Origin of the sequence: Paraburkholderia bryophila, from assembly GCF_003269035.1 — a bacterium.
Classification (GTDB): domain Bacteria; phylum Pseudomonadota; class Gammaproteobacteria; order Burkholderiales; family Burkholderiaceae; genus Paraburkholderia; species Paraburkholderia bryophila.
Window position 1 is genome coordinate 1 of sequence record NZ_QLTK01000051.1, and the last position, 22,261, is coordinate 22,261.

Below are 22,261 nucleotides of genomic sequence, written 5' to 3' on the forward strand. Positions count from 1 at the left end.
ATGCTCGACCTCGTGCTCGACGACTCGAAAAACGACCTTGCGATTCCGAAGCGCGGCGCTGAAATCAAGGTATCGATCGGCTGGGTCGGCGAGCCGCTGATCGACAAGGGGACATTCACCGTCAACGAAGCCGAACACAGCGGCGCGCCGGATATCATCACCGTGCGCGCCCGCTCGGCATCGATGACCAACGCAATGCATGAACGCCGTGAAAAGAGCTGGCACGGGCAGACGCTCGGCGCGATCGTGCGCGCGATCGCAACGCGCCACTCGCTCAAGCCGGCGATCGGCGCCACGATTGCGAAGATCCTGATCGACCACATCGACCAGACCCACGAAAGCGACATGTCGTTTCTGACGCGCCTCGCGAAGCGTTACGACGCCGTGATGAACGTGAAGGATTTGCGCCTGCTGTTCATGCCGATCGGCACCGGCAGGACGGTGAGCGGCAAGCCGCTAGGCGTGATCGAACTGACGCGATCGAGCGGCGACCGGCACCGCTACCACGTCGCGCAGCGTGAAAGCTATGCGGGCGTGCGCGCGCATTACCACTCCAACGCGAAGGGCAAGCGCAAGTCGGTTGTGATCGGCGGTGAGAACAATAAAAACATGAAGGTGCTGCCGGAAGACTACGCGACCGAAGCCGAAGCGCGTGCGGCGGCGCAAGCCGAGTATGACCGCACGCAGCGCAGCCAGGCGACGTTCGACTACACGCTTGCCCGCGCACGGCCCGATGCCTTCCCCGAAATGCCTGTGACCGTTTCCGGTTTCAAACCGGAGATCGACGCGACGCCGTGGCTGGTGAAGAAAGCGACGCACACGATCAACGATAGTGGGTTCGAAACCGCGCTGGAAATGGAAATGCGAGACGACCCAACTACCGCACGGCACCGTTCGCATTTCCGAAAAGGCGGCTAGGCGTTCTTTTGATAGAGTGTTGACGGTCAGATTTGACCGGACATGCATGCCGCATGATCGCCGCAGATGGCGGCCCATGCGGCCACTCAAAGGGAGCGAATGCGATGCCAATAGCATGCACCGGAGCGGGTTTCTATAAAGCCTTTAAAGACAACATGGATGCGCTTGGGCTCGACGTGCCTTCGAGCATTTCCACTGCGCCCGCCAACGTTCTTGCACGCGTCGGCGCGATGGTCGCCGCAGCAGAGAAGCTAGGCAAGACAGCGTCGATCGGCGAAGTCATCGGCGCGACGACAGCAAGCGAAAAGCTGCTCGCGTTCGGAGCAATCTACGCATCATTCTGGCTAGGCGCTGCTGTCGGTAGTCTGATGGTCGCCACGGATGCGTATCTCGATTGTGGCTCTACGCCGAACGCGACCATGAAGGGCGTTCAGAAATTCACCTTCGATAGCGGTATTCGTGTTCCCGCCCAAACGCTGTTTGTCATGCAGACGAATCCAGAGATTTTCGCGGTCGGCGCACCCGGCCGCAGCGCGTTCGTGCGTAAAGCCACTATCCCGGCCGGCAGACTTCAAGCGGTGAGCATGCAATGAAAGTGGGCTCGAAAGAATGGTGGATTGACCGGGCTGCGCTGATCGCCGTAGCAATCGGATGCGCGGCACTCGCCTGGCTTTTTTCCGTGTCGGCGGGAAGCCATGCGACTGAGATCCTGCTTGCCGTCGTCTTCGTCGCTCTGATTCTCGATAACAGGCGGATGCGCAAGCTGCTGAAGGACCGCACTCCGCCGGCCTGACTGCGAACAGCCTGACGCCTCGACTAAAGCCGGGTTAATACCCGGCTTTTTTGTATGCACAAAAATGTTCTTGCAAGCATAGGTTTTTGTGCATACAATAATTACATGCAAATCGAATTCGATCCGGTCAAAGACCAAACCAACCAAGGCAAGCACGGCGTTTCGCTGGCGATGGCCGAGGCGTTCGAAATGGACGTGGCGCTCGTGTGGCCCGATGACCGATTCGACTACAACGAAAAACGGTTCAATGCTCTCGGCCCGATCGGCGATCGAATCTATTCGCTGTCCTTCACCATGCGCGGCGAAACGCTGCGCGCAATCAGTCTGCGCAAGGCAAACCGTAGAGAGGTGCTTAAATATGTCAACGAAGCGTAAATTTCATATCCCCGACGCCGCCGAAGATGCGGCACTCACCAAGGCGGCCGAGAGCGATACGGACAATCCGCCGCTCACCGATGCGCAATTGAAGCGCATGCGTCCCGCGCGTGAAGCGCTGCCGGCAATGGTCGGCGAAGCCGCCGCAGAGGTGTTACTCAAACGTCCCGGCCGCCCGACTAAGCCGATCGACCAGCACAAGGTTCGCACGACGATCCGGCTCGATCCTGACCTTATCGATGCGTTCAAGGGTACAGGCGACGGATGGCAATCACGTATGAACGATGCACTTCGCGAGTGGGCCAGCTCGCACGGCATGTTTCGCGGTCGCTGATTTCAGCGGCGAGCATGGATACAAAAAAGCCTGCATATTGCAGGCCTTTTTACTGGTTGATCGACTCTATCAAGCCGTCGCCAGCTCACAACAATAATCGACCACTTCGCCGGCGACTCTCTCGGCCGGAATGCTGTTGATATCCAACTCGGAAAAAACAGGGCGCATCTTTGACTTTGAATGGAGGCGCCACTCTGGTTTTATTTCGCAAAATATCGCGACGCCTGGCTTTCCTAGCGCTGCCGCAATGTGCATCAACCCGCCATCCGCACCAACAAAAAAAGAACTTCGCTTTATCAGCTCTGCTGCAGCCGCGATGCTCGGCAGGTCTATATGCGACTCAACCCGATCGCAGCTCATGTCGTCACGAACCGTCTTTGCAATTTGGTGCGCCGTGTCGCCCGTACCGATCAAAATAAATTTCGGAGATGGAAGGTGCTTAGGCCAGGCCGAATAAATCAGCCTGATAAGTTCGGCACAATTCTCGTATCGGCGGCGCTTGTCGCCCCCGCCTACGGCAACTGAGATAGTGAATGCGTCTTCCCGCCTCGCGCTTAATTCCGATACCGTCAACGCGGGTTCGATCGGGCCTGCTTCGCGCGGCTTGAATACGCGCGCAATCTGTTCATAGGCAAGCTGAATCCTCGAAAACCGCTCATCCCTACCGTGCGCCATGATCGACAGCCACGGCGTGAAAGGATGATATTGAAGCTTTTTGAAAATGGTTTTCGTCGTCAGACTCTGAACAATGACCATGTCATATCGTGCGTCGCAATCATCCAGCGAACGCGCCACGCGCCGAAACCGATCGTCGCCGACGAAAAGCTCTATGGGGCCGTGCGGCATGCAAAGGTCGATTGAAATGTGCGGGTCAATAATGAACCTCTGCGACAGGTCCATGATTGCATCGCCGATAGTGGCCCAATCGTAGTACCACAGGAGTTTTCTAACTTCATGGGGCGCGTCGTTCGCTATCAAGAGCTGCTGCCCACTGAGAAGCATCAAGGCCTTACGCTTGATTAATGAGACGGACAACGCCCGCCGAATCCGCAACACCAATTCCCCGCACTTGACAGCCATATGTTCCTCGCATGAAAGCAAGTAGTTATGCTTTTGTAATTTCGGGGATTATAGCGAAGCATCTACGCTGCCGGCCGCCGGCGCGACCACCAAACAAACGATCGATTTCTTTACAGTTTTGCCACGGGGCATTTGATGCCCCTTTTTTCCGCACAAACAGTAAATAAACCCGTAAACTTATCAACGTAACGAAAACGCCTGATACACCGGTTTTTTTACTTCAACATTGGCATATGAAAAAACACCTCGTCATCATGGCCTGCTCGGCGACCAAGGCCGCAGTGCCGGCGCCGGCGATCGACCTCTACCGAGGCGTCATGTATTCGACTCTTCGCGCGAACGCGCCCGGCACCCGACCAGTGGTTCTTATCCTGTCGGCTAAACATGGGTTTCTCTCGGCCGATCAAATCATCGAACCGTACGAGCAACGCATGACCGAGGCGCGTGCCGACGATATGATTGGCGACCTGCCGGCATACGACACGATCGCCTGGCCTTCGGACGTGTGTGCGGTACTGCTCGCCGGTGGAAAGCCATACAAGCGCGTAATGCGTGCCGCAATCGAGCGCCGCACGCGCCTCGGCCTGATCGTGCCCGATGCCCCAATTACAGAGACGGCCGGCACTATCGGCTATCAGCGCGCGCAGCTCGGCGCATATCTGCGAGCCATGGGGACAGGCAATGCGTGATCCCGCAGACAGAGGCACGCTCGATCTAGTCACCGGCGGCATGCGTATCGGCTACGCACGCGTTTCGACGGTGGACCAAAATCTCGAATTGCAACGCGACGCACTGGCGCGCGCTGGATGCGTGCAGACCTACGAAGAAAAGGCTAGCGGCAAAGCGAAGGCCGGCCGGCCGGAGTTGGCCAACATGATGCGCGCGCTGCGAAAGGGAGACACATTAATCGTGTGGCGCCTCGATCGCCTCGGCCGCTCGCTCGTCGATCTGGTGCAGATAGTGGACGAACTCGGCGCGCGTGGTGTGGCGTTCGAAAGCCTCTCTGAAAAGATCGACACACGCACAGCACAAGGCCGCATGTTCTTTGGGTTCATGGCGGCGATGGCACAGTATCAGCGGGACGTTATCAGCGAGAACACCAAAGCGGGGCTTGACGCGGCCCGCGCTCGCGGTAGAAGTGGTGGCCGACCGGCCGCACTTGATGACAAGGCTATCGCCGAGATTCGAGCCCTACGCAAGAGTCCCGACATATCGATGACCAGCATCGCCAATCGCTTCGGCGTGAGCAAGCCAACGATTTACAGCGCACTCAAACGGGACGAAGAAAGAAAAGCTGCAGCACGATCTACAAAACGCGCCCCAAAGCGGCAAAGCAAAACCCAATGACCTCGATCGCGGCGTAGGCCGCCGCGTCGATGTATTCAGCTTCATACGCTGCGTTATCGCTAGATAGCCGCACCGATCCGTCGCTCATTAGCTGAACGCGCTTTATGCGGACACGGTTGTCGATCCGCAACACAAACACCCCATCGCAGTCACGCGGTCGACGATCGAGCAACACGATATCGCCGTGTCCGATCGAGTCGAAACTAGCGTCGCCGAGAACGCGCATCACCATCGCATCGTCAGGACTTACGCCGAGCCCAACTAGCCACGCTCGCGGAACGCTCCACCACGTCCGTGCAGCATCTTCGTTCGGCGGCAAACCCGGCATATCGAACGCCGGCACATCAACATTGTCCCCGCCTTCCTCTACGTGTTCGATCACTTGTTCGCCCGCCCCAAGCTCGCGCGTGCCACGCCCCAGCACTAGCCAATCGAGACTTACACGCCGCTCGATCGCAAGCGAAACGCACGCATTCAATGGAACCGTGCCGCGCTTTTTCCACACGGCCGGCTGACTTTTTGCCCCGCCAATATGACCGGCCAACTCAACGTCTTTCGTAACGTTAAGTACCGATTTCATCCGGTCAATTATGTCGTGAACAGAGCTTTTATTTTGGGTCATTTTGATCGTTGGAAAGGTGCAAAAAGTAATGCGAAAGTGTTCGTTAAGGCCTATACTTACACTTCGTAACACACCTAAACAAAAGGTTACGGAATGCAAACGAACCACCAACAAAAACCGGGCACGCGGACCCACAAAAGTGAGCGCGTGCCGATCCTTCTTAGTGACGCTGAAAGAGCGACGTTATCGCAGCTTGCGCAAGCCGAACAGCGAAGCAACGCATCGATGGCGCGAATTATCTACCTGACTGGCCTTCGGCAATTCAGGCAAGAAAATCAACCGGCAAGCGGCCTCTGAATGAAGGCCACCGAGACAGCGAAGGCGGGGGGCCGTTTCTTCACTTGATCGGGGATCACAAGCCATGAGAATCAGAACACTTTGCCCACACTGCCGCGAGCTAGCGATTGCCCGAACAAGTCGCGAAGTCTCCCGCACGATGAAAGAAATCATCTATCAGTGTACGGATGCGGAGTGCAGTCATTCATTCGTCGTCATGCATGAAGCGGTTCGCACGTTGTCACCGTCCGCAAAACCGAGCGCGGCCGTCAGCTTGCCCATATCGCAACACACGCGCGACCGCGTAATGAAACAGCTTGAGCTAATCGGCTGATTGCAATCCAACATTGAGGCCACAATGTATAGAACACAAACGCACTATTCAGCACAGTCTTTCCTCGCAGCACACGAAGGCGAACACCTCCACCACGACGAACGCAGCCTATTGATTGAGCGCTGCATTCAGCACCTTATCGACACCGCGTACGTGTCGCGCCCGACCGCCGAAACCATCACGATGCAAGCCTATGGTGAGCGCAGCTCCCACGGCTGCCGCGCCTACGTAGACATGTCGCTGACGACCAGTTACACCGTTTTCGTTCGCGATCCGGCAAACGGCTGCATGCGAATTTTCACAGTCTCTGAACTGCTCGCCCTGTGCAACACCCCTGCTCTTTCAAGCCTGCCCGTACCAAGCGCTAAAGACATGCTCGCTAACGGCACCACCGGCGATCGCACTCCCCTTTAACCGCACGCAGCACTAGCAGAGCACCGCACACACATGGCCTCAATCGAAGAACTGAAACGGCGCGTCGACATTGTCGACCTCGCCGGCCGCCTCGGACTCAAACAGGGCAAGGGCGGCGACAAGGCGCTATGGCATTCGCCGACGCACCCCGACAGCAATCCGTCGCTGTCGATCTATATCGACCACCCGAAGTACGGCACCGGTTTTCGCGATCACAGCGCCAATGTCAGCGGCTCGCAAATCGATCTGGTGATTCACGCCCAAGGCGTCGACGTGCCCGGCGCAATGAAGTATCTGCACGACGAGTACGGCATCCCCTACGATCGCGCCGACAAGCCGGCCGCCGCAGAAGCGAAATCGGCACTCGACTACATCGCAGAGCGTTCGCTGTCGAACCGTGAAAAGGTGCGCGACTATCTCGAAGGGCGCGGCATCACGGCGGCCGCGATCAACGTCGCAATAAATGCGAAGACGATCGGCTATAACGATTGGGTCAGCGGCAAAAAGCCACAAGGCCAGGTCGGCCACGGAGGGCCGGCCGCTGCGTTCCTCGTGCGCAACGACGCCGCGCAACTCGTCGGCGTCGACATGCGCTTTATCGATCCGGCGCTCAATGGCGACGTGAAGACCCAATCACACGGCGAGAAATTCGGCTTTGGATGGACGGCCGACCCGAAGCGCCTCGCGCGGGCCAAGCGCGTTGTGCTCGTCGAAAGCGCAATCAATGCCCTGTCGGTCGATAGCTGTGATATCCCCGGTACGGCCGCGTACGCAATTCGCGGTACCGGAAACGCTGAGAACATCGATTTTGCTTTTCTGCGCGGCAAATATGTCGTCATTTGCATGGACAACGACGAGCCGCACCCGCAAGGACACCCACGCGCCGGCATCTGCGCCGGCATGGCGGCCGCCTGGACGCTTTACGAGCGGCTGACCGCACTTAGTATCAGCTCGACAATCGTCGACCAGTCAGAATGGCTTGCGGACCTCGCAGACGGTGCGAAGAAGCGCGAGCCGATCAACGATGTCAACGATTACCTGAAACTACGCGGCCCCGCCCTACTGGCTAAAGCGCTCGACACGCATGAGCAATGGCTCATTGCCGGCATGGCCGGCGACGACACCCGCAAGGGCCGCCCGCGTGTGTTCCTGCCGGCGCACGACTTCGCGCAGTACTGGAAATTTCGCGTGCGCCCCGACTTCACGCAGTACATCGCCAAGCGCGACGTTGACGAAGAAAGCGGCGAAGAAAAGAATCAGTATTCCGAGTTGTGCGGTTTTCGCATTGCATCACTGAGCCGCATATCGGTTGCCAGCGCCAACGCCACCATGACCGGCGACCCCGACCAATCGCCGCGCGATTACTTCGTGCCGACCGTGCAGATGCCCCGCCACGGCCCGAAACTCGTGCGCAAGGTGATGACCGACGACCAGCTCCACAACATGACGCACTGGACGAAGTTCGGCCCCGTATGGCAACCGGCGCAGTTTTCCCGCATGCTCACGATTCTTGAGCGCACGGTCGACCTCGGCGCGCGCAGCGTCGCCAACTTCGTTGGCCTCGCGTGGCGCGACGGAAAACTCGCCGTCAACGAAGGGCCGGACTGCTATTTCACCGACCCTGAAAAGCAATGCCCGTATCACGAGACGACTTTCGCGAGCGGCACCAAGGCCGACGCACGCCGCGTCATCACCGAGTATCAGCACACGTTCAAGCACAACGCCGCAACCATGCTGCTCGTATGGGGCTTGGGCGGCCACCTGAAGGCCTTGCTAGGGTTCTGGCCTCACATGACGCTGCAGGCCGACAAGGGCGCCGGCAAATCGACGCTTATCAAGCGGCTTGAACGCACCATCGGCTTTACGATGTTTTCCGGCCAGAACCTGCAGACGGAATTCCGGCTGCTTACGAGCGTGAGCCACACCAGCCACCCCGTAGGATGGGAAGAACTGAGCGCGCGGCGTCAGGACGTGATTGATAAGGCCGTCGCGCTACTGCAGGAAAACTATCAGTACACGATCTCGCGGCGCGGCGCGGAAATGACGGAATACCTCATTTCGGCACCCGTGCTTCTCGCCGGCGAAGACGTGCCGGTTAAGTCGCTTATCGGCAAGCTCGTTCGCACAAACCTGACCGGGAAAAAAGGGCCGATGATGCCCGACGATCTGCCCCGCTTCCCTGTGCGTCAGTGGCTTCAGTTTCTCGCCGGCCTCGATCGCCGCGAAGTGCTCGCGAAGTATGCCGAGCTGCGCGACTACTGCACTGAGCGGAGCTGTGCGGCCGGCGATGACGACGGCGCAAAGCGTATGGCGACGAACTACGCCGCGCCATTGCTTGCATGGGGCTATCTGTGTGAGTTCGCCGGCATCGATCGGCGAGAAGGCGGCTTCATCGCCGACCTGCTCGGCGAGATGAACACGCACATCAAGGAAACGAGCGCGGAACGCTCGCCTTGGGTCTGGATCATGGAAACGGCGCTTTCTGAAATCGACGCAGGCAATTTCAAGCACCCGTACAAGTTCGAAAAGCACGAAGGGCACGATTGCCTGATGGTGAATGTCTCGCATGTGATGGACCACATTTCGACGTCGAACAGTCTGCGCGACAAGTGGAACAGCCTGCCCGTGAAAACCGCGACCGTGTTCAAACGCCAGCTCGTCGCCGCCGGCGTCACGCTCGAAGGCGACAAGGAAATCGAGCGGACCATGAACGGCAAGCGTGTGCGCCGCGTTACGCCGCTGCTCGTCGACAAGCTCGCCGAGTTCGGCTTGTCTGTTTCGTGGAATCTGAACCACGTCCGCGAAAACGACTGAGAGAGAAAGACATGACCGAATCCCAACTAGCTGACACCGTTCGCATGTCCGTATCACTGCCGCGCCTGCTGACTTTCCGCCAGTGGGTGACGACTTTCACGGAAGACACGGAAACCGTGAGCGTCGACCAGGCAGAACAGTTCGTCAGGATCGTTTGCAAGATTAAATCGCGGCGCGAGTTGGCGAGCAACGTCGAAGCCGCGGATCTGTTTCACTCGCTGTTGCGCGCCAACTATGTCGCGTGGCGCGACGATTCGCGTCGGCGCACGAAGCAATAAAAAAGGCCGCCGGCGCGATCGCTGCCGGCGGCCCTACCCTACCCCCTCGCCTGACCTTTGGCCGCCTCGTGCGGCCGCTTTTTTTCAGTCATCCGGGTAGAGCCGACGACGCTCTGCCTCGCGATCCTCGTCCCATTTCCGGCGCAATACGCTGCGCGCTTCGCCCATCGCTCGCGACAGCTCGATCAGGTTCGGAAAGTTTTCATAGACCCACGAACCAGCCTGGCGCAATTCCTCTGTTTCTCCATTCCTCGCGTATTCGTTGACCATCGCCAGCACGACGCTCGTATAGTGCGCGTCAAGCGGTCCCAGGACTTCGCCGATCGAATACGGATGATTCGAGTTGTACAAAGACAGAATGCACTTTGCAAGCGCACCTTGACCGCTCGTGCCTGAGTGTTGCTTCACCAGCTCTAAACCTGCCAAATACGGATTTACCATCACACCCCCGTGTTGTCGACGCTATCGAACAGCGCACCGCACCATCCCTCAAAAGCCGCTTGCGTTGCCAGCGACGCGTATTTCGAGCCCGGATCGCCCTTGTCGGATCGCTCGACGCTGTATCCGTTATCGCCGGCCCAAATTTCAAAGCGCGGCCGGATTGCCCTCAATGCCAGTTGCGCTAAGCGCTCAATCTCATCTGTCATATCAACCCCGCTTCAAAATTGATACCTTGATGCCATGACACCAAGGTATCAAGGTATCATTTTGCCTGCCGCGTTCCTGTCAATGGCGGCAGGCCTTTCGATGCGCGCATCATGTTCAAACCAGCAATGAACATTTCCTGCAGCGACGTATCGAAACGCATCGCGAATTCCTTTGCCTCGTACCATTGCTCCCGCGTCATGCGCACAGGGATCGTTTTTGGCAGCTTTGCCTTACTCACCTTTCTTTCGACGGCCGCCGGCGCATGTTCGACCTCGATCGATTCTACTGCCGGCCCTTTGGCGCGCTCCTCTGCCGGCGGAACCACGGCGGCCGACGCATTACCCGCGTTGATTTTCAGGCTGGCAAAACTCGGTTTTTTCGTGCTCACTTTATTTTCTCCATAAGCCATTGATAAACGGCCTTCGTTTCGGCGCGTGCTGGTGCATCGCGTTTCGTTGTCGTTTCACTGACCGCGCTCCCGGTCGTGAGCGCGCGCTGATAGGCCTTGCGATCGCTGATGATGGTCGGGCACACCGGCGCGACCTCGGCGAGCTTGTCGATCGCTTCGCGCGTTTCTGCTGAGTTGTCTGCCCGGGTCAGGACAAACACGAAGGGCTTGCCCGCAGCGACGACGACTGAGAGCGCGGCATTGAGCGCAGCCAAATCCGGAAAGGTCGGTTGCACCGGCACAACGACCAAATCGGCGACGCTCGCCAGCTCGACCGCACCCGCGACGATATGCGGCGGGCAATCCACAAACACCAGCTCGAAACCCTCTGACTCTGCAGACGCCAAAAGATCAACGATGGTCGAAGGCGCACCAGGCACAACGGCCGGTTCCTCGCTCGTTCGGCCGCCCGCCCAAGCTGTCCCGGTTCCCTGCCCGTCCGCATCGATCAATGCTGTTTTGTGCGCTGTCGACGCCTCAACGGCCAAATGAATTGCTGTCGTCGATTTTCCGCTGCCGCCCTTCTGACTGAATACCGCAATTACTTTCATGCGTCTTTTCATACCGATATCCCCGTGGTATCAAAGTGTCAAAGTATCAAGGTGTCATGGCCGCAAATCCTTACTGGCATTGCGTTAAGCCGAACTATATCATCACTTTTGATACTTTGGTATCACGATGTTTTGATTCCATGGCACATTGATACCATGATGCCATGACACCATGATATGCCCATGCGGAATTGGTGCCTTGATACTTTGGTGCCTTGACGCCATGGCATCAAGGCACCACCCGGTCGACGGTAGGGCAGGGCGGCCACGTCGACGAGCTGCAGCCGGCGCGATCGCAGCGACCGCCGGTCGCGCACGCCTCGATGCTGGCCACCGTCGACCGGCTCGCCGACTTCGAGCGAGCCAGGCGGCTGGCGTCGACGAGAGAAAGCGCCGGCCGGCGCCCGCGCGTCCGTTTTCCGCGCCCAAGGCACAGGCAGCGCAAAAACGTGCGGGATTTCAACTCTGTTTTTACCTAAACCATTGATTCTTGAGAAAACACCGTCCCGCAATGGGGACGTTTTTTCCCGCAACTCGCCGTTTTTCTACCGCACCGGCCGCCGTCGCCTTTCTTCTATCTCTCTCTTTAAATAATTGAAAGAGAAGAAGAATAGGCAGAGAGAAGTAAAGCGAAGCAATCCCGCGCGCAAGGAGTGGCGTCCCACAAAAATTTTCTGGCCGGTTTTCTTATCCCGCAAATCCCGCAGCGTCCCCGCAGTTTTGCGGGGTTCGCGTGGGGATAAGATCACATTTAAAATCAATCACTTAAGAATTGATCTGACCATATCCCGCAATCCCGCACTTGCGCTGCGCCTGTCTCGGTTTCGGCTCGATTTGCCTCTTTTCCCGGCCGAATCTGCATCAAACCTACCAAAACGCATCAAAACCGGCCTTGCGTGCATCAAACTGCATCACTTTCCATGCATCGAAATCGGCCGGAACCCCTAGCAACGGCGCGGCGTGGCCCGATGCTGGCGACTGCATCAAAACCAGCCCCTCAAGCGGAGGGCAGGCGGGGAGGGGGGACCGCGTTTTAAAACGCGGCGACCTCGTACACGCGCCACGGCGGGCCGGGTTCACACGGGGTTTCTCTACCCCTGCCGAGCCACCACGGACCCGCCAGCGGCCCGGCAAACGCGCGCCAAGGGCCGCGTCACCCCCTCGGTTTCGCAGGTTCTGGCGGCCGGCTATACTGTGTTTTTGTACAGTGTTTTGGCGCATGCGAGCCGACGACGACACCGACAGCCGCGAATACCTCGCCGAGCGGGCCGCGATCATGGAGATCGACGGCGGTTTGCCACGACACCAAGCCGAGTACTACGCGACGATCGCGACGCGGCGTTTCTGCGATCGCACCGGCCGCCTGCCACCGCAAACGGCCTACTATGAAATCGTCACGCGATTCATGCGGCCACGAGAGCCACGCGAGCCAGGCGAAGCGCGAGCCTTCGAGCGCGCCTCGCCGGATTGAGGTAGGGCAGGGCTCACCGATCAGGCCGCAGCCTTGCCACGGCCCGGAAAATCGCCTTCGTGCGTGCCAATCAAACCGATTTGCCCCCTTCATTGCTGAACATTTGCGGCCGTTGCATGACGCGGGCCGAATAGGCAATGGCCAAGGGGCCGGGCGAAGCACGGCCGGGCCGGGTTGAGGGGTCGGTGTGGGCCGCGTAGCGGCACGCGCCGAGCACGATTTACCCCCGGTCTTAGCGCGTGGCGCGGCTTGCCGCGTCAGGCGGTTAGACCATTAGCCCCGTGTGCGTGTGAACCAAGTTTTTGAGTGTGAGGTGTGAGCCGCGATTGAGTTTCGGGAGCTGGTAACGCGTGTTGACCACGGCCGCGCCAACGCGCGCGGCTTCGTTTATCTGGATAGGATTTTCATCGTCAAGTGTCGCGCCGAAGGCGCGCACTTGTGGCCCTCACGGGAGGGAGCGCGAAGCGCGGAAGGGTGGGGTTAAACCCGCCGCGCGTAATTTTCCCGCGCGTGCGGTTTCTTGTATTTCGTTTTATACGTTTTAAAACGTTTTCGGCACCTTCAAAGCCATACGGGGCGGGCTTTTCCGGGCGATATGGTGTACAAAACCCCGGTTCAAGGTGTACAAAACCCCGGTTCAAAGTGTACAAAACCCCGGTTTATGGGGCAAAACCCCGGTCCTATCCACAGGTGTACACGAAACTTTGCTTGCACCAATGCCCTTATTGGGACACAATCCGTTCACGCACCAATAACGGGGGAAGTGTCCCAATGAAAGCACCGCGCGCGGCTCTAACTCAAGCCGCAGAACTGTCCGACCGAAACGTGAACATGAGCAACGCTCTCACGCGCGCTTCGCATGGCCTCGGCCTCGCTGAAAAGCGGCTGATTGCCTCTTGCATCGCAAAGAATGACTCGATACCTATGGCCGAGATTCATCGCAAGGGCGCATGGGCTGTTCGCCTGTCGGCAATGGAGTACGCAGAGACGTTCGAGATCGGCCTAGATGCCGCTTATGAGCAACTGCAACAGGCGAGCGAAAGCCTGTTCAATCGATACGTGCGGACGATACAGGAGACGCCCAAAGGCCCCAAAGAACAGAAATTTCGATGGGTCGGCAAGGCCGAATATCACAAGGGCGAAGGGTGGGTAGAGCTGCACTGGTGGCACGAAGTAGTGCCGCACCTGTTCGGGCTGCGCAAGCAATTCACGTCATACAAGCTCAAACAAACGGCTGCGCTGCGCTCGGCTTATTCATGGCGCCTGTATGAATGTTTCAAGTCGTGGGCGAGGAAAGGCCGCTATACGCCAAGTATCGAAGAATTCCATACAGCGATGGATGCTAAAGACAGCCACCGCAAAAACTTCAAGGAGTTGCGTCGGCGCGTGATCGAGCCGGCGGTGACAGAACTGATCGAGAAAAACGGGTTATTGATCGAGTGGGAGACAGTGACCGCCGGCCGCAAGGTGATCGGCCTTGATTTCAAATTCAGCGCGAATCCCCAAACGTCACTTTTCTAACCCGGTTGACCGGGGATTTGTCCCAATAGGTCATTCCGTCAAGATGGCGCGGGCCGAACCCGTAAAGGAACGGGCGCGCCCGGCCACTCAAGCCCGTACACTACGTTTTGCTTACATTTCGTTACGCAATCCGCTATTTTCGCTATTGGGACAAAACCCCGGTTACTTTGTCGGCGTTATGCCTTCGCTGCCGCGTCCACGATGTACGGCTTGAACCTTACGATTTCGTCGCCCGCCCACTCATTGAAGCCCATGAATTGAGCCTGTAGCGGCTCGATTTCGTTGCGTCCGAACACCTTCGCCGCAGTGTCGGCCGCGCCAAAGCCGCCCGTGTTGCTTGGCACGATGCCGAGCAATTGCGGCGGCGTCCTATGCGCCGCGAGCAAGTCGTCGCGCGTGATGTTCTTGATGTTGAAGAACTCATCTTTCGCCGCGACCTCTGATACCGGGATAAGCTGAATTCCGTCCTTTTTCCCGCCTGGTGCATGAAGGAACAGATTGCGGAAATTGCCCGGTCCCTTCGCATTTCTCAACGCCTCGCGCAGCGCGTCGACATCGTTCTGATCGATCTGGCTATCCGTCGAATACAGGATGAACCCGGCGTGACTTCCATTCTCGTAATAGCGCCGGCGGAACAGCGTCGACGACTCATTGAGCCATGCCGCGTGCAGCGCGCCGAGATATTCGGGCAGGCCATACACTTCCTGATTTACGTCCGGTTCCAACAGGTGATGCACCGCGCCCGCATCAAACTCGTGTTGAACCTGCCAGCCGTTGATTTGCACATAGGTTTGTAAATCGGCCTTGCGTCGAACGTACTTCGCTGGCGGCGGCTCGAATTTCAGCGTGCCGCCCAACCGGTTGCGCTGTCGCTCCTGATATGCGTTCCCGAACACAAGGAAATCAAGCGCCCAACGTCGAAACGAATCGGCCGACATGAGCGGGTGAGGGACGAATGTCGACGCCAGCACGTTGCGCTTAAAGTAGATCGCGGAAGCGTGATGCGTACCAGCTCGGAACGATTTCGAAAGCCCCGACCAGCTCACCGGCGGCTCATACCATCCGTTGATTGAAAGCAGTTCGCAATAGTCGAGAATCTCGGCGCGGTTCATTACCGGCACTGCATCGCCGAACGTGAACGCCTCACTTCTGGCCGGCGTCGCTGCAACGGCTGTCGTCCGCGCCAGCTTCGCGAACTGTTGGCCTGTGCGTTTTCTGCTCATCAATAAATCTCCATAAATCCAGTATTACGGGCCGTTGTGCCTTCTAGCGGCTCGTTCGATATCGCATGCAGGACCGCCCAAGCAAGGTCAGCGTGACCTATCTCGTCGCTTCGCCCTGCCTCATATGTCACCTGTCGGCCGCTCGCCGTCATCGTCTTTTTGATCGCCATGAACGCTTGCGCCATGTCCGTCCATCCGGCATCAAACTGCAGTCGTGCATTGCCGACCACAGACAGCCCCTTGAGAACAAGACGGCCTTTTACCTCGGGCGAGTAGTTGAGCCCGACCACACGCGGATAGAACTGCTTCACGAGCTGATAAACGCCCTGGCCGATGCCGGTCGTGTCGATTGCCATGTAAGCGACGTTGTAACGCTGCGTGATCTGCTCGATAGCGCGAGCCTGTGCCTCGAAATCCATGCCGCGCCATTGATGTTTCTCCAGTACGCGCAGCGGGCCGCCCGGTACAACAGAGGGCGCGACCACCGCACAGCCCGCCGTGTCGCCCGAAAGAGCCGGGTCATAGCCCACCCATACCGGAGCATTGCCGAAAGGCCGTGAGGGCGCTGTAAGCGGCTTAAAGTCGGTCCACTCCTCCCATGAGTCGACCATGCAGCGCTGCAGATTGGCGAGACTGAAAATAGACGCCGTGTCGTCGATGAACTGACACATCAACAAGTTGGCGTATTCCTCGGCGCTATATTCGAGCCGCAATTCGTCAAGATCGAACAGCGTGCAGCCGGCGGCGGCCGCATCCTCTACGGTGACGATCTGCCGCCACTGCCTGTCCTCACAGAAGCGACCGCCGGCGAGCGCCTTGTGTGAAATCTCGAACTGGATGCGATCGGCCTTTGACCGGCCCCGGTTGACATGCTCGCCGCTCCAGAATTTGTAAGCCTCGTGACCGATGCTTGACGGCGTAGAAAAATACGTCTTGCGCCATTGCTTGTGCATCGCCATGCCCGATGCAACCTTGTTGAGCGCGGTAAATTTCGGCACCCAAAAATATTCATCGAAATAGAAGTTGCCGTGATAGCTCTGCGCGGTGCGTGCGTTCGTACCGAGAAAATAGAGAATGGCTTCGTTCGGCAAAACGATAGGGTCGCCGGTCAAGTCAACGTCTGCAGCCTCACGCGCAAACTGCGTGATGTATTGCTTGAAAACATGCGCCTGTGCCTTGCTGGCCGAAAGGAAAATCTGATTGCGACCCGTCACGAGCGCATCGGCTAGAGCCTCGCGAGCGAAATACCATGTCGCCCCGATCTGCCGCGATTTGAGAATGTTTCGCGTGCGCTGATGGCCGTTCCGATACCAGACCTTTTGATAATCGAACAGCGAATCGCGGAAAGCGTCTAACAGCTTTTCCGTCTGTTCCTCGCTGAATTCGTTGCGTGTCGGCTTCTTCTTTGGCGCTGCGTTGCGTGCCTCGATATTCGGATTCAGGTCGGCTTCTTTCCCCGTCTCGCCGTACTTGCGCACGCGGGCAATGTTCGCCATCTGCCGGCCGAGTAGGTCGATTTCCTTGAAGTCGACGCCTTCTTTTTTCTCCTTCGCGATCAGCGCATTAAGCCGCATCTCTAGCGTCAGCTCGACGCGGTCGATCGGCTCGCACTTGTCCCACTCGTCGCGCTGTTTCCATGCCTCGACGGTCGCACGCTTGATGCCCATATGCGACGCAATCGACGACACACGCCAGCCCTGCCAGTAGAGCGCGCGTGCGGCCTTGCGTGGATCGATTTCGGTGATGGGGTTTTCGGCTATTTCGAGCATGCCGAAAGCGTAACCGCGGCACACGCGCGCGCGCAGCGTAAGGCCTTGTATCCAAAGCGAAAACAGATGCAAAACGTTGAGTGAAAACCGGGCAACCCCGAACATGGAGACCTACACAAACACCTGTTTTCAACCTGCCGGAGTACACACGATGTTCAAACGAAAGTTGTCGCCTATGTCGGTCGCCGTCGCGGCGCTGGCGTTTGTCTCGATCGACGCACACGCGGCCGCCGTATCGGTTAGCGCGATTCTTCAGCATGGCGACGTGATCGGCGCATTCGGCCAACATGCCGGCTATGCGATCGGCGCCGCCATGGGTATTGGCTCGATCGCCAGCGTCGACGGCAAGGGTAATCACGCAGCGAATGACAAGTGGTTTCGCGTCGCTGTCGAAGGTGCGACGACTGACGGCCGCAGCGTCGAACGCGACTGGATTCAACAAATGGCGTCCAGCTATAACCGCGAGGTGTACGGCGCGCGTGTCAACTGCGAACACGTTCGCGGCTATGCGCCCATGTCGCAGAATCAGCCGTTCGGCTCGTATGGTGACGTGACCGCGCTCAAAGCCGAGCAAATCGCAGACGGCCCGCTAAAAGGCAAGCTCGCACTGTATGCGCAAATCGCGCCGACCCAGGCACTGATCGACCTGACGAAAGCCGGCCAGAAAATCTATTCTTCGATCGAAATCAGTTACTCGTTTGCCGACACGAAACAGGCCTACCTGATCGGCCTCGCGGTAACGGATAGCCCCGCGAGCCTCGGCACCGAAATTCTTTCGTTCGCCGCCGGCCAGAAAGAAAACCCGTTCGCCAATCGCAAGCAATCGCCGGAAAACCTCTTTTCTGAAGCGATGGAAACGCCGTTCGAATTCGACGCGCCGGGCGGCCCGGAAACCACGCAGACGCCGCCGGTCACAACGTCGGTTTTCAAGCGTGTCGGCGAAATCCTCGGCCTCGTGAAAGAGAAGGGCGCAACCGACGACAAGCGATTCGCCGACACCACCCAAGCAATCGAAACGCTCGCCGAACACGGCCAACAGCAGGCCGCACGCGTCGACGAATTCGCCGCACAGCTCGACCAGCTCACGAACGATCTGGCCGCCGAGAAGCGAGCACACGAAGCGACCGCACAGGCGCTGGCCAACCTGACGACGAATCTCTCACAGCAGAGCGGCGGCCAGCAACGCCCGCCCGTCACTGGCTCGGCCGGCACCGTCAAGACCGACTGCTAACGCGACGAGCTGCGCACACGCTTCACCCCTCAACGTTTCGGAGATTCACCCATGCGTAATGAAACCCGGCTTGCCTTTAATGCTTATCTGGAGGCAATCGCGACCCTTAACGGTGTGCCTAACGCCGCCGCCAAATTCACGGTCAATCCGAGCGTGCAGCAAACGCTAGAAACCCGTGTTCAGGAGTCGAGCGCGTTCCTCTCGTCCATCAACATGATCGGCGTGCAGGAACAGACCGGCGAGAAAATCGGCCTCGGCATCAATTCGCCGATCGCGAGCACGACCGACACCACCGCCAAGGCGCGCACGCCGGTTGATCCGACCGACCTCGAAGGCAACACGTACACCGCTACGAAAACCGATTTCGACACGGCGCTGAAGTACGCCCGCATGGATGCGTGGTCGATTTTTCCGGATTTCCAGACCCGTATTCGCGACGCAATCCTGTTGGCGACGGCCCGCGATCGCATCCGCATCGGCTTCAATGGCGTCTCGCGTGCGGCAACGTCCGACCGCGCGGCACATCCGCTGCTGCAGGACGTCAATAAAGGCTGGCTCCAGCATTACCGCGACGAAGCCGCCGAGCGCGTGATGAAAGAAGTCGTCGCCGGCTCGGCCAAGATCAAGATCGGCACCAGCGCCGGCACCGATTACAAGAACCTCGATGCGCTCGTGTTCGACGCGCTCGAACTGCTCGACGAATGGCACCGCGACGACACCGGCCTCGTGGTTGTGTGCGGCCGCTCGCTGCTGCATGACAAGTATTTCCCGCTGGTGAACGGTTCGAACGTCGCGACGGAAAAGAACGCGGTTGACATGGTTGTGAGCCAGAAACGCATTGGCGGCCTGCAGGCTGTTACCGCGCCTTTCTTCCCGGCCAACAAGCTGATGATTACGCGTCTCGACAACCTGTCGATTTACTACCAGCTCGGCGCTCGTCGCCGCGCCGTTATCGATAACCCGTCCCGCGACCAAATCGAGAACTACGAATCGAGCAACGAAGCGTATGTCGTCGAAGACTTCGGCGCGGGTTGCGTGATCGAAAACATCGAAATCGAACCGGCGGCATAACCATGACGACCAGCCCCGCCAAACGCCATATCGAGCGCGTGCGCGCTGCTAAAGCGGCCGCATCTGTTGCACCCGGTCAATCGCTGCGTGGCGCGAGCCATTATGAGCTGATGCTCGTGAAGCTCGACACCGACAAGCGGCGATTGAAGTCCATCCAGTCCGTCGCGCGAAAAATTGAAGTCAAGCGCGAAGTGCTGCCGGAATACGACGCGTACGTGAAAGGTGCGCTCGAAGGCGGGCGGGGCGGTCAGGACGATGTTTTGATGACGCTCATGATCTGGCGCGTCGATGCGGGCGACTACGCCGGCGCGCTCGATATCGCGCGCTACGCGCTGCATCACCGCCTGACGCTGCCCGATCAATACGAGCGCTCGACGGCGGCCGCGATCGCCGAAGAATTCGCCGACGCGGCACTGAGCGCGGTCAAGACCGGCGCACCGGTCGACGGCGCGCAGCTTGTCGAAATCGAACAGCTCACCGCGTCGACCGACATGCACGACCAGATTCGCGCCAAGCTGCACAAGGCGATTGGCCTCGCATATGCGCCGGCTGACGTGCTTGCCGGCGGCCCCGCAATCGGCATCGATCGCGGATGGACCGAATTTGCCCTGAAAAACCTACGCCTCGCGCTGCAGTACGACGCAGCGGCCGGCGTGAAAACGAACATTGCTCGGCTTGAAAAAGCGTTGAGCGATGCGGGCGGCCCCAAGGCCGACCGCAAGTAAAGAGCCCCTACCGGCATGGCGGCACCGGCGTTCAATCCCTACACCTGACGGAAACGGGACTCGAACGCCGGTCCACCGCCATCACTTTCTGAGTTACGGCCATGAACAGCTTTATCGCGACCGCAGAGCCGACCATCCCCGCCACGCCGGCCGATGCCGCGATCGTCACGAACGATGGCTGGTTTCCCGACATCGATATGAACGCCTTGCGCGCGTCGATGCGGCTCGACGGCACCGTGACGCATGAACGACTGCGCGATGCCACGATCGATGCGATCGCCAGCGTGAATGCGGAGCTGGGCACATGGCAGGCCGGCCACGTTGCGGCCGGTCATGCCGATCTGGCCGCCGTACCGGCGCCGAGTATCGGCGGCGAAAGCGTGCAGCTCGCGCGCTATCGCCGCGCTGTCTTCAATCTCGCGCACGCCGACCTGACCGAGCGCTATCGCGATTTCGACTCGACAAAATCGGGTGGCCAGAAGGCCGACGAGCTGGAACAGACCATCTGTCTGTCGCGCCGCAATGCGCGTTGGGCTATGAGCGACATGCGCGGGCTGTCGCGCTCCACGATTGAGCTGATCTGATGATCGTCCTTGCACAACAGGGCGACACCGTCGACGCGCTGTGCTGGCGTCACTACGGCCGCACCGATGGGACCGTTGAAGCCGTACTCGAAGCGAATGCCGGCCTCGCCGACTTAGGCGTGATCCTGCCCATCGATACACCTGTTTTTCTTCCCGAGCTGGCGAGCGTCAACACGTCGACGCCCCTGCTGCAACTGTTTGATTGACCACGGAGCCGACCATGGCCGAACCGAGTACCACCACCCTCGCACTGTCGGCCGCGATTGGCCTCGCGAGCCTCGCACCGGGTATCGACGGCAACGCGCTGATCGGCGCCTTTACGGGCGCCGCGCTCGTTGTCGTCACGTCGAAAGATATCGGCGCATTGAAGCGCCTCGCCTACATGCTGATTTCGCTGGTGATGGGCTATCTGGCCGCACCCGAGATCGTCAACGCGACCCCGATCAGGTCAACCGGCGTGGCGGCGTTCTTCGCGGCCGCGATGGTCATTACCGTCACGCTGCAGCTGATCGAGCGCGTCAAGACGCTCGACCTGTTCGCGATGTTCAGGAAAGGAGGGTAGGTCACCGTGTTCTATCACTTCACCCCTATCGCGCTGATCGCACTGGCGGCCTATTTCGCTGCAATCGTGCGCGTGCTGACCTACCGCCGGCAGGGCGCGCGGCACCGTCGCCACGTCTCATGGATCGCCTGGGCGCTTGTCGTCGTCATGGGCGGCTCGGCGATCGAGCTGGCGCTACACGCGAAATCGACCGGCATTTTCGAAGCGGGCTCGGCGGTGCTGCTGGCCCTGTTTGTCTTTGGCGTGCGCGGCAACGTCGCGCGCCTGCTCTGGAGCAATGAACCATGATGACGCACCGTTTCGGCGACCACGGCGACGACGTTGGGCTGTTGCAACGCCGTTTGATCCGCGCCGGCTACCCGCTCGACGTCACGCACCTGTACGACGACGCCACGGAGTCCGCGGTTATCGCGTTGCAGAAGAAAACCGGCCTCGTCGACGACGGCGTCGCTGGCCCCAAGACTCTCGCCGCGCTCGCAACCGGCCAGCGCGACCCAAAACACCTCGCACTCGCCGATCTGGTCGCAGCGGCCGACAAGCTCGGCGTGCCGCTCGCCTGTGTGCGCGCCGTCAACGACGTGGAATCGAACGGATCTGGCTTTCTGCTCGACGGCCGGCCGGCAATCCTGTTCGAACGTCACATCTTCTGGAAAAGGCTACAGGCACGCGGCATAGACCCGGCGCCGATTGCCGCGAAGTATCCGAACATCCTTTCACAGACGCGCGGCGGCTACATGGGCAAGGCGGCCGAGTATTCGCGGCTTGCGTCGGCCGAGCTGATCGACGCCGGCGCGGCGTATGAGTCGGCGAGCTGGGGCGCGTTTCAGGTGATGGGCTATCACTGGGAACGGCTCGGCTATTCGAGCATCGAC

Annotated in this window: 29 protein-coding genes; 21 read left to right on the forward strand and 8 right to left on the reverse strand. The window is 59.1% G+C overall.

The window, feature by feature from the left end; translation table 11 throughout:
* The 5 genes from BX591_RS34860 to BX591_RS34880 form a co-directional block, all read left to right on the forward strand.
* The coding region (locus BX591_RS34860; RefSeq protein ID WP_111935851.1) for a phage late control D family protein at positions 1–918 on the forward strand (918 nt) is incomplete at its 5' end.
* A gap of 53 nt (positions 919–971) precedes the next feature.
* On the forward strand, positions 972–1,511 hold the full coding sequence (locus BX591_RS34865; protein WP_146749854.1) for a hypothetical protein: 540 nt from the start codon (positions 972–974) through the stop codon (positions 1,509–1,511).
* On the forward strand, positions 1,508–1,711 hold the full coding sequence (locus BX591_RS34870; protein ID WP_111935853.1) for a hypothetical protein: 204 nt from the start codon (positions 1,508–1,510) through the stop codon (positions 1,709–1,711). The genes BX591_RS34865 and BX591_RS34870 overlap by 4 nt, the downstream gene beginning before the upstream one ends.
* Before the next feature lie 105 nt (positions 1,712–1,816).
* On the forward strand, positions 1,817–2,086 hold the full coding sequence (locus BX591_RS34875; RefSeq protein WP_111935854.1) for a BrnT family toxin: 270 nt from the start codon (positions 1,817–1,819) through the stop codon (positions 2,084–2,086).
* Positions 2,070–2,420, forward strand: a complete 351-nt coding sequence (locus BX591_RS34880) for a BrnA antitoxin family protein (RefSeq protein WP_111935855.1) — start codon at positions 2,070–2,072, stop codon at positions 2,418–2,420. Before BX591_RS34875 ends, BX591_RS34880 begins: the two co-directional genes overlap by 17 nt.
* Before the next feature lie 69 nt (positions 2,421–2,489).
* Here the strand turns inward: BX591_RS34880 and BX591_RS34885 are convergent, their stop codons facing one another.
* Positions 2,490–3,500: a glycosyltransferase family 9 protein gene (locus BX591_RS34885; protein WP_111935856.1), complete on the reverse strand. Its 1,011-nt coding sequence runs from the start codon at positions 3,498–3,500 to the stop codon at positions 2,490–2,492.
* A gap of 233 nt (positions 3,501–3,733) precedes the next feature.
* On the opposite strand from BX591_RS34885, the gene BX591_RS34890 reads away from it, so the two are divergent.
* The gene (locus BX591_RS34890) at positions 3,734–4,189 is read left to right on the forward strand and encodes a DUF6884 domain-containing protein (RefSeq protein ID WP_244147201.1); all 456 of its coding nucleotides are present in this window, start codon (positions 3,734–3,736) and stop codon (positions 4,187–4,189) included.
* Positions 4,182–4,847, forward strand: a complete 666-nt coding sequence (locus BX591_RS34895; protein WP_111935857.1) for a recombinase family protein — start codon at positions 4,182–4,184, stop codon at positions 4,845–4,847. The genes BX591_RS34890 and BX591_RS34895 overlap by 8 nt, the downstream gene beginning before the upstream one ends.
* Here the strand turns inward: BX591_RS34895 and BX591_RS34900 are convergent.
* On the reverse strand, positions 4,807–5,469 hold the full coding sequence (locus tag BX591_RS34900; RefSeq protein ID WP_111935858.1) for a LexA family transcriptional regulator: 663 nt from the start codon (positions 5,467–5,469) through the stop codon (positions 4,807–4,809). The genes BX591_RS34895 and BX591_RS34900 overlap by 41 nt on opposite strands.
* 361 nt (positions 5,470–5,830) lie before the next feature.
* Between BX591_RS34900 and BX591_RS34910 the strand changes: the two genes are divergently transcribed.
* The 4 genes from BX591_RS34910 to BX591_RS34925 are packed head-to-tail and all read left to right on the forward strand — an operon-like array spanning position 5,831 to position 9,585.
* Entirely contained in the window at positions 5,831–6,079 is a 249-nt protein-coding gene (locus BX591_RS34910; protein WP_111935860.1) for an Ogr/Delta-like zinc finger protein, read from the forward strand.
* A 24-nt stretch (positions 6,080–6,103) separates the two neighbouring features.
* The gene (locus tag BX591_RS34915; RefSeq protein WP_111935861.1) at positions 6,104–6,493 is read left to right on the forward strand and encodes a hypothetical protein; all 390 of its coding nucleotides are present in this window, start codon (positions 6,104–6,106) and stop codon (positions 6,491–6,493) included.
* A 33-nt stretch (positions 6,494–6,526) separates the two neighbouring features.
* Entirely contained in the window at positions 6,527–9,307 is a 2,781-nt protein-coding gene (locus tag BX591_RS34920; protein WP_111935862.1) for a toprim domain-containing protein, read from the forward strand.
* A 44-nt stretch (positions 9,308–9,351) separates the two neighbouring features.
* Positions 9,352–9,585 carry a hypothetical protein gene (locus BX591_RS34925; protein WP_244147203.1) on the forward strand — a complete coding sequence of 78 codons (234 nt, stop codon included), beginning with the start codon at positions 9,352–9,354 and terminating at the stop codon, positions 9,583–9,585.
* An 84-nt stretch (positions 9,586–9,669) separates the two neighbouring features.
* On the opposite strand, the gene BX591_RS34930 is transcribed toward BX591_RS34925, so the two are convergent.
* The 4 genes from BX591_RS34930 to BX591_RS34945 are packed head-to-tail and all read right to left on the reverse strand — an operon-like array spanning position 9,670 to position 11,232.
* Positions 9,670–10,026, reverse strand: a complete 357-nt coding sequence (locus BX591_RS34930) for a hypothetical protein (protein WP_146749855.1) — start codon at positions 10,024–10,026, stop codon at positions 9,670–9,672.
* The gene (locus tag BX591_RS34935; protein ID WP_111935865.1) at positions 10,026–10,232 is read right to left on the reverse strand and encodes a hypothetical protein; all 207 of its coding nucleotides are present in this window, start codon (positions 10,230–10,232) and stop codon (positions 10,026–10,028) included. Before BX591_RS34935 ends, BX591_RS34930 begins: the two co-directional genes overlap by 1 nt.
* A 56-nt stretch (positions 10,233–10,288) precedes the next feature.
* Positions 10,289–10,621 (reverse strand): hypothetical protein, encoded by a 333-nt coding sequence (locus tag BX591_RS34940; RefSeq protein ID WP_111935866.1) that lies wholly within the window; start codon positions 10,619–10,621, stop codon positions 10,289–10,291.
* Entirely contained in the window at positions 10,618–11,232 is a 615-nt protein-coding gene (locus BX591_RS34945) for a ParA family protein (protein WP_167444681.1), read from the reverse strand. Before BX591_RS34945 ends, BX591_RS34940 begins: the two co-directional genes overlap by 4 nt.
* Positions 11,233–12,451: 1,219 nt before the next feature.
* Here BX591_RS34945 and BX591_RS34950 point away from each other — a divergent pair.
* The gene (locus BX591_RS34950; protein ID WP_111935868.1) at positions 12,452–12,703 is read left to right on the forward strand and encodes a hypothetical protein; all 252 of its coding nucleotides are present in this window, start codon (positions 12,452–12,454) and stop codon (positions 12,701–12,703) included.
* An 831-nt stretch (positions 12,704–13,534) separates the two neighbouring features.
* Positions 13,535–14,224 (forward strand): replication initiation protein, encoded by a 690-nt coding sequence (locus tag BX591_RS34955; protein ID WP_244147204.1) that lies wholly within the window; start codon positions 13,535–13,537, stop codon positions 14,222–14,224.
* 176 nt (positions 14,225–14,400) lie between these two features.
* On the opposite strand, the gene BX591_RS34960 is transcribed toward BX591_RS34955, so the two are convergent.
* The gene (locus BX591_RS34960; protein ID WP_111935870.1) at positions 14,401–15,447 is read right to left on the reverse strand and encodes a phage portal protein; all 1,047 of its coding nucleotides are present in this window, start codon (positions 15,445–15,447) and stop codon (positions 14,401–14,403) included.
* On the reverse strand, positions 15,447–17,216 hold the full coding sequence (locus BX591_RS34965) for a terminase ATPase subunit family protein (RefSeq protein WP_111935880.1): 1,770 nt from the start codon (positions 17,214–17,216) through the stop codon (positions 15,447–15,449). The genes BX591_RS34960 and BX591_RS34965 overlap by 1 nt, the downstream gene beginning before the upstream one ends.
* A 151-nt stretch (positions 17,217–17,367) precedes the next feature.
* Between BX591_RS34965 and BX591_RS34970 the strand changes: the two genes are divergently transcribed.
* From BX591_RS34970 to BX591_RS35005, 8 genes are all read left to right on the forward strand, one after another.
* Positions 17,368–18,447: a GPO family capsid scaffolding protein gene (locus tag BX591_RS34970; protein ID WP_111935871.1), complete on the forward strand. Its 1,080-nt coding sequence runs from the start codon at positions 17,368–17,370 to the stop codon at positions 18,445–18,447.
* A 51-nt stretch (positions 18,448–18,498) separates the two neighbouring features.
* A complete protein-coding gene (locus BX591_RS34975; protein ID WP_111935872.1) occupies positions 18,499–19,518 on the forward strand; it encodes a phage major capsid protein, P2 family in 1,020 nt (339 codons plus the stop codon).
* 2 nt (positions 19,519–19,520) lie between these two features.
* Positions 19,521–20,243: a phage terminase small subunit gene (gpM, locus tag BX591_RS34980; RefSeq protein ID WP_111935873.1), complete on the forward strand. Its 723-nt coding sequence runs from the start codon at positions 19,521–19,523 to the stop codon at positions 20,241–20,243.
* Between the two features lie 101 nt (positions 20,244–20,344).
* A complete protein-coding gene (locus tag BX591_RS34985) occupies positions 20,345–20,827 on the forward strand; it encodes a head completion/stabilization protein (protein WP_111935874.1) in 483 nt (160 codons plus the stop codon).
* Entirely contained in the window at positions 20,827–21,033 is a 207-nt protein-coding gene (locus BX591_RS34990) for a tail protein X (RefSeq protein ID WP_111935875.1), read from the forward strand. The genes BX591_RS34985 and BX591_RS34990 overlap by 1 nt, the downstream gene beginning before the upstream one ends.
* Before the next feature lie 14 nt (positions 21,034–21,047).
* Positions 21,048–21,389 carry a putative holin gene (locus BX591_RS34995; protein WP_111935876.1) on the forward strand — a complete coding sequence of 114 codons (342 nt, stop codon included), beginning with the start codon at positions 21,048–21,050 and terminating at the stop codon, positions 21,387–21,389.
* A gap of 6 nt (positions 21,390–21,395) precedes the next feature.
* Complete coding sequence (locus BX591_RS35000) at positions 21,396–21,677, forward strand: phage holin family protein (RefSeq protein WP_111935877.1); 282 nt, start codon at positions 21,396–21,398, stop codon at positions 21,675–21,677.
* Positions 21,674–22,261: N-acetylmuramidase domain-containing protein (locus tag BX591_RS35005; protein ID WP_111935878.1), on the forward strand; the 588-nt coding region annotated here is incomplete at its 3' end. The genes BX591_RS35000 and BX591_RS35005, both read left to right, overlap by 4 nt.

Excerpts from the sequence above, each read along its gene's own strand:
- BX591_RS34900 (WP_111935858.1), bottom strand. The coding sequence starts at position 5,469 with ATGACCCAAAATAAAAGCTCTGTTCACGACATAATTGACCGGATGAAA.
- BX591_RS34925 (WP_244147203.1), top strand. The coding sequence starts at position 9,352 with ATGTCCGTATCACTGCCGCGCCTGCTGACTTTCCGCCAGTGGGTGACG.
- BX591_RS34975 (WP_111935872.1), top strand. The coding sequence starts at position 18,499 with ATGCGTAATGAAACCCGGCTTGCCTTTAATGCTTATCTGGAGGCAATC.
- BX591_RS34890 (WP_244147201.1), top strand. The coding sequence starts at position 3,734 with ATGAAAAAACACCTCGTCATCATGGCCTGCTCGGCGACCAAGGCCGCA.
- BX591_RS34935 (WP_111935865.1), bottom strand. The coding sequence starts at position 10,232 with ATGACAGATGAGATTGAGCGCTTAGCGCAACTGGCATTGAGGGCAATC.
- BX591_RS34895 (WP_111935857.1), top strand. The coding sequence starts at position 4,182 with ATGCGTGATCCCGCAGACAGAGGCACGCTCGATCTAGTCACCGGCGGC.
- BX591_RS34955 (WP_244147204.1), top strand. The coding sequence starts at position 13,535 with ATGAGCAACGCTCTCACGCGCGCTTCGCATGGCCTCGGCCTCGCTGAA.
- BX591_RS34880 (WP_111935855.1), top strand. The coding sequence starts at position 2,070 with ATGTCAACGAAGCGTAAATTTCATATCCCCGACGCCGCCGAAGATGCG.
- BX591_RS34985 (WP_111935874.1), top strand. The coding sequence starts at position 20,345 with ATGAACAGCTTTATCGCGACCGCAGAGCCGACCATCCCCGCCACGCCG.
- BX591_RS34865 (WP_146749854.1), top strand. The coding sequence starts at position 972 with ATGATCGCCGCAGATGGCGGCCCATGCGGCCACTCAAAGGGAGCGAAT.
- BX591_RS34930 (WP_146749855.1), bottom strand. The coding sequence starts at position 10,026 with ATGGTAAATCCGTATTTGGCAGGTTTAGAGCTGGTGAAGCAACACTCA.
- BX591_RS34945 (WP_167444681.1), bottom strand. The coding sequence starts at position 11,232 with ATGAAAGTAATTGCGGTATTCAGTCAGAAGGGCGGCAGCGGAAAATCG.
- BX591_RS34915 (WP_111935861.1), top strand. The coding sequence starts at position 6,104 with ATGTATAGAACACAAACGCACTATTCAGCACAGTCTTTCCTCGCAGCA.
- BX591_RS34910 (WP_111935860.1), top strand. The coding sequence starts at position 5,831 with ATGAGAATCAGAACACTTTGCCCACACTGCCGCGAGCTAGCGATTGCC.
- BX591_RS34870 (WP_111935853.1), top strand. The coding sequence starts at position 1,508 with ATGAAAGTGGGCTCGAAAGAATGGTGGATTGACCGGGCTGCGCTGATC.
- BX591_RS34995 (WP_111935876.1), top strand. The coding sequence starts at position 21,048 with ATGGCCGAACCGAGTACCACCACCCTCGCACTGTCGGCCGCGATTGGC.
- BX591_RS34885 (WP_111935856.1), bottom strand. The coding sequence starts at position 3,500 with ATGGCTGTCAAGTGCGGGGAATTGGTGTTGCGGATTCGGCGGGCGTTG.
- BX591_RS34965 (WP_111935880.1), bottom strand. The coding sequence starts at position 17,216 with ATGCTCGAAATAGCCGAAAACCCCATCACCGAAATCGATCCACGCAAG.
- BX591_RS34970 (WP_111935871.1), top strand. The coding sequence starts at position 17,368 with ATGTTCAAACGAAAGTTGTCGCCTATGTCGGTCGCCGTCGCGGCGCTG.
- BX591_RS34875 (WP_111935854.1), top strand. The coding sequence starts at position 1,817 with ATGCAAATCGAATTCGATCCGGTCAAAGACCAAACCAACCAAGGCAAG.
- BX591_RS34990 (WP_111935875.1), top strand. The coding sequence starts at position 20,827 with ATGATCGTCCTTGCACAACAGGGCGACACCGTCGACGCGCTGTGCTGG.
- BX591_RS34920 (WP_111935862.1), top strand. The coding sequence starts at position 6,527 with ATGGCCTCAATCGAAGAACTGAAACGGCGCGTCGACATTGTCGACCTC.
- BX591_RS34960 (WP_111935870.1), bottom strand. The coding sequence starts at position 15,447 with ATGAGCAGAAAACGCACAGGCCAACAGTTCGCGAAGCTGGCGCGGACG.
- BX591_RS34950 (WP_111935868.1), top strand. The coding sequence starts at position 12,452 with ATGCGAGCCGACGACGACACCGACAGCCGCGAATACCTCGCCGAGCGG.
- gpM (WP_111935873.1), top strand. The coding sequence starts at position 19,521 with ATGACGACCAGCCCCGCCAAACGCCATATCGAGCGCGTGCGCGCTGCT.